General features: G+C 71.4%; 4 protein-coding genes and 1 tRNA gene. 1 reads left to right on the top strand and 4 read right to left on the bottom strand.

Annotated elements, in window-relative coordinates:
• Both MHY49_RS18630 and MHY49_RS18635 read right to left on the bottom strand, forming a co-directional pair.
• The coding region (locus tag MHY49_RS18630; RefSeq protein ID WP_239206667.1) for a class I SAM-dependent methyltransferase at window positions 1-439 on the bottom strand (439 nt) is incomplete at its 3' end.
• A gap of 98 nt (window positions 440-537) precedes the next feature.
• Entirely contained in the window at window positions 538-1956 is a 1419-nt protein-coding gene (locus MHY49_RS18635) for a mechanosensitive ion channel (protein WP_239206669.1), read from the bottom strand.
• A 232-nt stretch (window positions 1957-2188) separates the two neighbouring features.
• Between MHY49_RS18635 and MHY49_RS18640 the strand changes: the two genes are divergently transcribed.
• A complete protein-coding gene (locus MHY49_RS18640) occupies window positions 2189-3946 on the top strand; it encodes a TIGR03767 family metallophosphoesterase (RefSeq protein ID WP_239206671.1) in 1758 nt (585 codons plus the stop codon).
• Between the two features lie 96 nt (window positions 3947-4042).
• Here MHY49_RS18640 and MHY49_RS18645 read toward each other — a convergent pair.
• A tRNA-Leu gene (locus MHY49_RS18645) sits at window positions 4043-4126 on the bottom strand.
• 135 nt (window positions 4127-4261) lie between these two features.
• The gene (locus MHY49_RS18650; RefSeq protein WP_239206673.1) at window positions 4262-5782 is read right to left on the bottom strand and encodes an amino acid permease; all 1521 of its coding nucleotides are present in this window, start codon (window positions 5780-5782) and stop codon (window positions 4262-4264) included.
• Window positions 5783-5999 lie beyond the last annotated feature (217 nt).

Genomic DNA, 5999 nt, shown 5'->3' on the forward strand with positions numbered 1-5999 from the left:
AAGAGACAGCCCCTCCGTCCTCCCGCAGGTCCAGCTCGGCGAGGTTCTGGACCTCCCAGCGCGCCTGCGGATGGTCCTCCCGGGCGACGGCGATCAGCTCGGGATCGAGGTCGACGCCCACGAGCTCGTGGCCGGCGGGCAGCAGGTGGGCGGCGAGCCGACCCGTGCCGCAGCCGGCGTCGAGGATGCGCGCCCGACGGGGCGCCATGGCATCGATCAGTCGGGCCTCGCCCAGGATGTCGGTGCCCTCGGCGGCGATGCGCCGCCAGCGTTCGGCGTAGCGGCGGGCATGGCCGGGATCGCGGCGCACGGCCGCGTGCCAGAGGTTCTCGTCGGGACCGTCGGGTGCCGCGGTGCCGTCGGATGCCTCACGGCCGGTCGCAGAGGACTCGGCGCCGGGCTCCGACGGCGGCGTGGGCTGCAGAGGAAGGGAGGGCATGCCTCCAGTGTGCCAAGCGGAGAGGGCCGATGGCGCGGCGACGGGGCGCCGCGCCGCAGCGGAGCGCCCCGTCGGTCAGGGCTCGGAAGGAGCAGGCGTCAGGCCTGCGGACCCTCCGTGGAGGGAGCCGAGCCGGGTCCCCCGGCAGCAGGACCGGAGGAGGCCGGACCGGTGGAACCGGTCGCGCCCGCAGCCGCGGATGCCTTCCCGGAGGCCGACGCCTTGCCCTTGTTCTCCTCGATCTTCTCGAGCTGACGGGCGGCGGCGTCCCGGCCGCCCAGTCCGAAGGCGAGCACGGCGGCGGCCGCGAGGCCGATCACCAGCGCGCCGAAGGCGATCTCGATGATCCTGTCGGCCACGCCCATGGACTGCAGGCCCATGGCGGCGAACAGGATGATGATCGCCCACTTGATGATCGTGGAGGCCGTGCCCGAGACGAGCTTGGAGACCACGGAGGCGATGAAGAAGCCGGCACCGATGATGACCGCGCCGAACAGGACGCTGCCGCCGAGGTTCAGGATCTGGCTGAGGATCTCGGTGATCTGCGGGAAGCCCAGCACCTGCGCCGCCATCACGGCGAAGAACAGGACCACGGCGATCTCGATGATCCGCAGCACGGTGGGCGTCGCCGAGGAGCCCTCGGAGATCACGTCGTTCTTCTGCAGCCAGTCGTCGATCCCGGTGGACTCGAGGATCGGGCGGAACAGCCCGGTGACGAAGCGGGCGATGAGCACGCCGATCCCCACCAGGGCGACCGCGGCGATGATGTTCGGGATCGCCGTGAACACGGTGGTGAGCATCGCGGCGGCCGGATCGGAGATCGAGGCGATCCCGAGGATCTGCAGCGAGGCGATCGACACCACGATCATGATCAGGGCGAACACGACCGAGGCGATGATCTCGGGGATGTTCGAGGCGGGCTTGCCGCCGCCCTGACCGGGATGCCCCTGCTGGGGCTGGCCCTGCTGCGGGACCGGCTGGGTGTGCCCGGGGGCCTGGCCCTGCGCCGAGGCAGTGCCCTGCGCCGAGCCGGCAGCCTGCGTGCCGCGCTGGTCCCCCATGGCGCCGCCGGTGGCCCGCTGGATGCCCGACTGGGCGGTGCCCAGGAGCTTGCCGAAGTCGACCGCGTGCAGGGCGGTGGTGATGAGTGCTCGCACGATCTTGGCGATGACCAGGCCGATCACGAACACGAAGACGGCACCGATGATGTTGGGCAGGAACCCGAGGCCCTGCTCGAGCATCGAGGTGACGGGCGTGAGCACCTGGTTCAGCTGGAAGATCCCCAGCACGATCACCAGGCCCAGCAGCCAGATCACCATCGAGAGGATCGTGCCCACGGCATTGCCGAGGGAAGCTCCGTCCTGGCCGATGCGCCGCAGCGCCGGCACCTTCTGCGCGAGCTTCGAGGCGGCGCTCTTGAGGACGGCCGCGAGGATCGCGGTGACGATGAGGACGACGACGGCGGCCAGGACCTTCAATCCCAGTCCCGCCCAGTCGACATTGGACAGTGAGTTCACGGCTACCTCCGTGGGTCACGGGAGCCGGGCGTCCGACGGGTTCTGGCCGGGGACGGTGAGGAGGCTCCTCTGCCGGGGAATTGCGGATGTGTGACCACGCTAACACCCAGGGTTCGCGACGAGGCCAGGCCAGAGGGCGGATCCCCGCGCTGCGGGCCGTGAGCGGTGCTCGTCATGTCCTCCTTCCCCGCACGCCATGTCCGCGCCATGTGGCGGTGCTGGGCTGGATCCCATGGCTCATCCCGATCCCCAGTGCACGCCCATCGACGCCCGCCGTCCGCTCACACGGAGAGTCCTCCTCACCGCCTCCGCCGCAGCGATCGCGGGGACCGCCGCGGCGACGGCACCTGCCCGTCGGGCCTTCGCCGAGGACTCCGGTCTGCAGGCCGACGGCACCACGCTCGACGCCGTCGCGACGCCCGAGCAGGGCGCCGAGGGCACCTACCGTCGGCTCGTCGCCGGCCCGGGCTACGAGCACGTGGTGCGCGAGGACGCCCTCGAGAGCGCGCCGAAGGCCTCCCGGGCCGACACCCGCCGGCCCCTCGCCTCCTTCGTGCAGTTCACGGACCTCCACGTGCTGGACGCCCAGTCGCCCATGCGCTTCGAGTTCCTGCACGACCTCACGGGCTCCGCGTTCCGTCCGCAGGAGCCGCTGACCACGCAGGGTGCCGTCGCCCTGGTCGAGCGCGTGAACTCGCTGCGCCGCGGCCCGCACACCGGGCGCGCCTTCGACTGCCTGGTCAGCACCGGCGACAACACGGACAACCACGAGCACATCGAGCTGGACTGGTTCCTCACCGTCATGAACGGCGGCGAGATCGCGGCCTCCACCGGCGATCCGGACCAGTGGGAGGGCGTGCAGAGCAGCGGCGACGCGAGCTACTGGAACCCCGCCGACCCCGTGCGCGACCGCTATAAGGAGGTCGGCTTCCCGGAGCTCCCCGATCTGCTCGAGCGCGCGACCTCCTCGCATCACAGCCCCGGCCTGCAGGTGCCCTGGTTCAGCGTGTTCGGCAACCACGACGACTCCATCAGCGGCACCCTGCCCTCCGACTGGAAGGGCCTCGCGGACCTCTACACGGGCAGCTGGAAGTTCACCGGCTTCGCGGACCCGTCGGCCCAGAAGCGGCTGCGGGAACAGGTGAGCCGCGCCGAGAGCACCAGCGCGCTCTCCGGCTCGGTGAGCCGCAGCAGCGGGAGCGCCCGGTCCAAGCGGGACTTCTCGGTCACGGCCGACGAGCGCCGTGCGCCGTTCACCCCCGAGGAGTACATCCGCGCGCACCTGGAGCGCCCACAGCCCGTGGGACCGGCCGGCAACGGCTTCACCGAGAAGAACGTCCAAGAGGACACCGGGTACTACACGTTCGAGATCGCCGAGGGCGTCGTGGGCATCGCACTGGACTCGACGAACCGTGCGGGCTTCACGGGCGGCTCGATCGGCCACGCCCAGTACCGGTGGCTCGAGGAGGTGCTCGAGCGCGGCTCCAGCCGGCACTACGACGGTCTGGGACGGCTGGTGCGAAGCCAGGCCGAGGACACCCGCTTCGTGGTCTTCAGCCACCACACGCCCGATTCGATGAACAACCTGCTGCTCGCACCGGGCAACGGCGAGCTGCGGCACGCCGGCTGGGACGTCGCGAACCTGCTGGGGCGCTTCCCCAACGTGCTGGCCTGGGTCAACGGCCACACCCACACCAACGAGATCAGCCTGCACGGGCACGCGAAGCCCGAGCGCCGCTTTTGGATCATCAACACCGCCTCGCACGTGGACTTCCCGCAACAGGCGCGCGTGGTCGAGATCGTGGACAACCGCGACGGGACGCTGTCCCTGCTGAGCACCCTGATCGAGGCCGACGCGCCCTACCAGGGGGACGCCCTGGCCTCCCTCTACCGGGAGCTGTCGTTCAACGACATCCACGCGGACCTCGCCCAGGAGGGGACCCCGCAGGACCGCAACGTCGAGCTGCTGCTGGTGGCGCCCGGCGCCTGAGGCGTGCTCAGGCCGCCCGCCGCCCGACCCGCGGCCCGATCCGGCCGACCATGCGAGAAGGCCCCCGGGATCTCTCCCGGGGGCCTTCGTCTCACGTGCGCGAGGGGGGACTCGAACCCCCACGCCCTCTCGAGCACACGGACCTGAACCGTGCGCGTCTACCAATTCCGCCACTCGCGCGTGTCTCCGGCACCAGGAGTCGCAGCTCACCGAGACCGAAGTGCCCTCAGACTACTCGTACGCAGGCGCTCGCCCAAACCCCGCCGACCGTGGGGTGCGCAACACCACTCCGGCACGGGAACGCCGGCGCGCACGTCAGCGCGAGGATCCCGCCTGCCGCTCGCGCACGAGCTCCGCCTCGGTGAAGGCGTCGTCGATGTGGGCGGGGTCGATGCGCCGGCGCACCACCGTCACGTAGAGCACGGTCGCGATCGCGACGGCGATGATGCCGACGATCGCGGCGAGCGTCATCTCGGCGCGCACCACCACGGTCGCGAACACGGCGAGCAGGCCGATGATCCCGACGAGCGCGGAGACCCGTCCCCCGGGCATCCGGAAGGTCGCGCCCTCGACGCGGCGGGCACGGAACCGCAGGTAGGTCACGAGGATCAGCATCCACACCAGCAACACCGCGAACACCACGACGCTCATGAGGTACCCGAACGCGGCCACGCCGCTCATCTGCAGCACGGCGGCCGCGAGGATCCCCACGCAGCTCACGGCGATCGCGGGCGCGGGCACCCTGCGCCGGGTGACGCGGGAGAAGACCTTCGGGGCCAGGCGGTCCTCCGCGAGGGAGTGCATGATGCGGCTTCCCGCATACAGGTTCGCGTTGGCGGCGCTGAGGGCGGCGATGAGCACCAGCAGGTTCGTGATGCTCGCGGCGGCGGGCACGCCGATCGAGTCGAAGACGGTGACGAACGGGGAGGTCTCCACGGCCTCTCCGGTCGCCGACGCCTGCCTCCACGGCACCAGCGCGACGACGATGCCGATGCTCACCACGTAGAACAGGGCCAGGCGCACGATGGTGGTGCGGGCCGCGGTGCGGATCGAGCGCGCCGGCTCCTTCGCCTCGGCCGCCGTGATCGACAGCAGCTCGATGCCGCCGAAGCTGAACATCACCACGCTGAGGGCGATCCAGACCGCCGCCCAGCCGTTCGGGGCGAAGCCCCCGTCGGCCGTGAGCCCCGAGAGGCCCGGTGCGGGGTGCGCGCCCGTGCCCAGGAACACCAGGAACAGGCCGACGAGCATGAACACGACCACCGCGATCACCTTGATGCTCGAGAGCACGAACTCGACGGCGCCGAAAGAGCCGACGGTGGTGAGGTTGATGGCCAGGATGACCGCCGCGAACAGCACGATGCCCACGGGCACGGGGATCGCCGGGAACCAGTAGGCGAGGTAGAGCGCGCAGGCCACGAGCTCGGTCGCGGTCACCGCGACCGTCACGATCCAGTACAGCCAGCGGCTGAGGTATCCCCAGTACGGGGAGAGGTAGTGGGCGGCGAGGGTGCCGAAGCCGCCGCGCACCGGGTGGCGGGAGGCCAACTCGCCCATCGCGAGCGCGATCGTCGCCGCGATGAGCGAGCCGACGGCGAACGCGATGATCACGGCGGGGCCCGCGTAGCCGATGGCCTCGCCGGAGCCGAGGAAGAGGCCGGTGCCCAGCGCGGATCCCATGGCGATCATGGCGATCTGGCCGTGGCCGAGCGAGCGTGCGAGCTGCGGGGTGGGGGCCCCGCCGGGGGCTGACGGGGCGCCCGACGGGGCGCGACCGCTCGCCGATCCCGGGGCGTCGGACGCCCTGGGAGGGGGCGTGGAGGAGGAGGAATTCATCCGCTCAGGGTAGAGGTCCGCACGCCCGCTCCTCCACACGGGGTGGCGCGGTCGTCCTCGGGGGCCCCTGGCGCCTCCCGGGCGCGCATCGCGTCATGCGACGGCGTATGCGCGACATCTCTGCCACATGCGGCAGAGATGCTCGCTATATGCCGGTCGGCGACGCCGCGGCGCCGCCCGCACCTGCCAGCGCCCCGCGCCCCGCCCGCACCTGCTA

The sequence above is a fragment of the Brachybacterium sp. ACRRE genome, from assembly GCF_022346485.1.
GTDB classification, from domain to species: Bacteria; Actinomycetota; Actinomycetes; order Actinomycetales; family Dermabacteraceae; genus Brachybacterium; species Brachybacterium halotolerans.